General features: G+C 64.4%; 1 protein-coding gene. It reads right to left on the bottom strand.

Annotation, left to right across the window (positions count from 1 at the left end; genetic code table 11):
• Positions 1–1,290: 1,290 nt before the first annotated feature.
• The gene (locus tag EB084_23455; protein ID NDD31218.1) at positions 1,291–2,529 is read right to left on the bottom strand and encodes a cysteine desulfurase-like protein; all 1,239 of its coding nucleotides are present in this window, start codon (positions 2,527–2,529) and stop codon (positions 1,291–1,293) included.
• Between the last annotated feature and the right edge of the window lie 51 nt (positions 2,530–2,580).

Raw genomic sequence — 2,580 nt, 5'->3', positions numbered from 1 at the left:
ACCCCCTTGGGTTCCCGCCAAATTGACGCGACGGGTGCCGGGGATGACGGCTGGTTTGGGCGCTTGATCAGAGCCTGGCCAACGTCAAGAAGGTGAAGTTGCGGGGAGACCCAGGCCCGTGGGTGCATTGGCTTCGCCGCTGAGCACGCAGCAACCCGAGAGGCTCCTGTCGCAGTGGCGTGCGACCTTCTCAAGCGTGCATTGGAATGCGATCGGATGCTCTTTACACGGCTTGGCGGATCACGCGTATGTCCACCACGCCACCGTGGGGGACACAGCATTGGCCACCACGCCACCGTGGGGGACACAGCAGATCTGGCTGGGGGACAGCCGCCTTTGTGGCTGCAGGTCCCCTCGCGAGACGCAGGTCCTGCGGAGCTCGTGCAGTGTCACCAGAGAGGCGATCCCGAGACCCTCGTCAATCAGATGTTTTTTTCGAAGACGGGGACGAGGGCGAAGGGGCGAAGGCGATACCGAGGGTCCACTCAGAGCGAAGGCCGTTGCGTGCTCTGCAACCCCAGTGAAGCGCTAAGTGACAGCTGGAGGTGTCACGTGACAGACAGGGCTGTCACATTGAAACGCGATGTGACAGCTGGAGGTGTCACATGACAGCCAGAGGCGTCACATTGAAACGCGGCGCAGCAGTACGACGCCTCAGACGACTGACGCCAGGTTTTTTCGCGCAGAAAAAGGTGCACAACGCCCTGTTACATCCACACACCAGACCCAACCGCCTGTGCGCCCGTCGCGTCGTCACCCAGTTCCTCCCCCGGTTCGTCCTCAAAAAAAACAAAACCCTGACAAGAGCTCCGGGGTCGCCACCCAGTGAAACACGCGCGAACTCCGTAGGACCGCGCTTCCGACAGGGAACCTGAAGCCACCTTCGCGCACTGCCTTCGCCTTGGCGAACGTCGTTCAGATCGCCCCAACCAGACTCAGTCAACCTCGAGGCCGCAGTGCCACTCCTTGTCCACCACGAGGCCGTGGGGGACACGGCCTTGTCCACCACGCCACCGTGGGGGACAACGCGCACGCACCCTGCGGCACTGAGGGACACGCCCTTGTCCACCACGCCACCGTGGGGGACACGCCCTTGTCCACCACGAGTGCGCCCCAAACACCTCTGTCGCGCTGGTTGGCTGCTGCGAGGAAGACCCACAAACATCGGCTGAACCCAGATGCGAGCGCATTCGCATCGACGACGAACAGACGCAGCTCAAGCTAGACGCGCGGACGAAAGCTGCACTTCTAGCAATCCATCTGAGCGGAGATCGGCCTTTGCGGCCGTTGTCAGAGAGCCCCCAGCGCGCGGTCGAGCGCGTCGATCTCTTCGAACGTGTTGTAGTGCACCGGGCTGATGCGCACCGCGCCGCCGGACGCCTCGAGCCCGAGCGCGGTCATGGGCTCGAGGGCATAGTTGTTGCCGTTCCAGCTGTTGATGTTTGCGGCGGCCAGGTGCTCGGCCACCGCAAGCGGGTGGTGGCCCGCCACCGTGATGGCGAAGGTGGGAACACGCTCGGAGACTCTCCCCGGATCGGTGATCCCGTGCACGCGCACATCTCGATGGGAAGCGAACAGATCGAGCAGGCGCAGGCTAAGCGTCTCTTCGACCTGACGCACACGCTCCATGGCGTCGCGGAGCCGTGTTTGACGGTCTGGGACCGCACTGTCGGAGAGCGACTCGAGGTAGCGGAGCGCCCCGTGCAATCCGCTGATGCCCTCGTTGTTCTGGGTGCCCGTCTCGTACTTGCCGGGGCATTCGGGCGGAACGGTGCGAAGATGGTACGGACGCACCCGCTCCAGAACCTCGCGACGCCCCCAGAGAACCCCCAGGTGCGGTCCGAACATCTTGTACGCCGAGAACACCAGCACATCGCACCCCAGAGCCTGCACGTCGATGGGGCCGTGAGGAGAGTAGTGCACCGCGTCGACAAAGCAGAGCGCCCCCACGGAATGGGCCATGCGCGCAACCTCGGCCACCGGATGCACCGTACCGAAGGCATTCGACGCCCGCCCCACCGCCACGAGGCGCGTGCGCTCGCTGAGCACCGAAGCGAGGCTGTCAAGATCGAGGGTGACGTCGTCGGGTCGCAGCGCGACGAAGCGCACCTTCACGCCGCGCTCCTCGAGGGCGAGCCAGGGCGAGACGTTGGCTTCGTGCTCGATGCGCGTGGTGATGATCTCATCGCCCGGTCCCAGATCGCGCCCGAATCCACGGGCAAAGATCTGGGTGAGGGTGGTCATGTTGCCCCCGAAGGCCACCTCGTCAGGGTGCTCTGCGTTGACGAAGTCGGCCACGGCCGCGCGGCAGTCGTCGATGCAGGCGTCCGACCGGCGCGACGTCTCGAAGACGCCATGCGAGTTGGCGTTCATCTCGACCAGGTAGCGTGTCATGTCATCGATGCACGTCTGTACCACCTGGGTGCCCGCGGCGTTGTCGAAATAGATGGGAGCGCCCGGGCGCGTGAGCGCGGGGAACTGGGCGCGAACGGCATGGACGTCGAAGTGCGATGCGGAAGCGAGACTCATTTGAGACCCTTCGCCACACGGCGCAGGGAACACTGCATCTCGGTGAGACAC

It is taken from the genome of Pseudomonadota bacterium, from assembly GCA_010028905.1.
In the GTDB taxonomy this organism is placed as follows: domain Bacteria; phylum Vulcanimicrobiota; class Xenobia; order RGZZ01; family RGZZ01; genus RGZZ01.
Note: the sequence above shows the minus strand (reverse complement) of the source record. Positions and strands in the feature narration are given on the sequence as shown.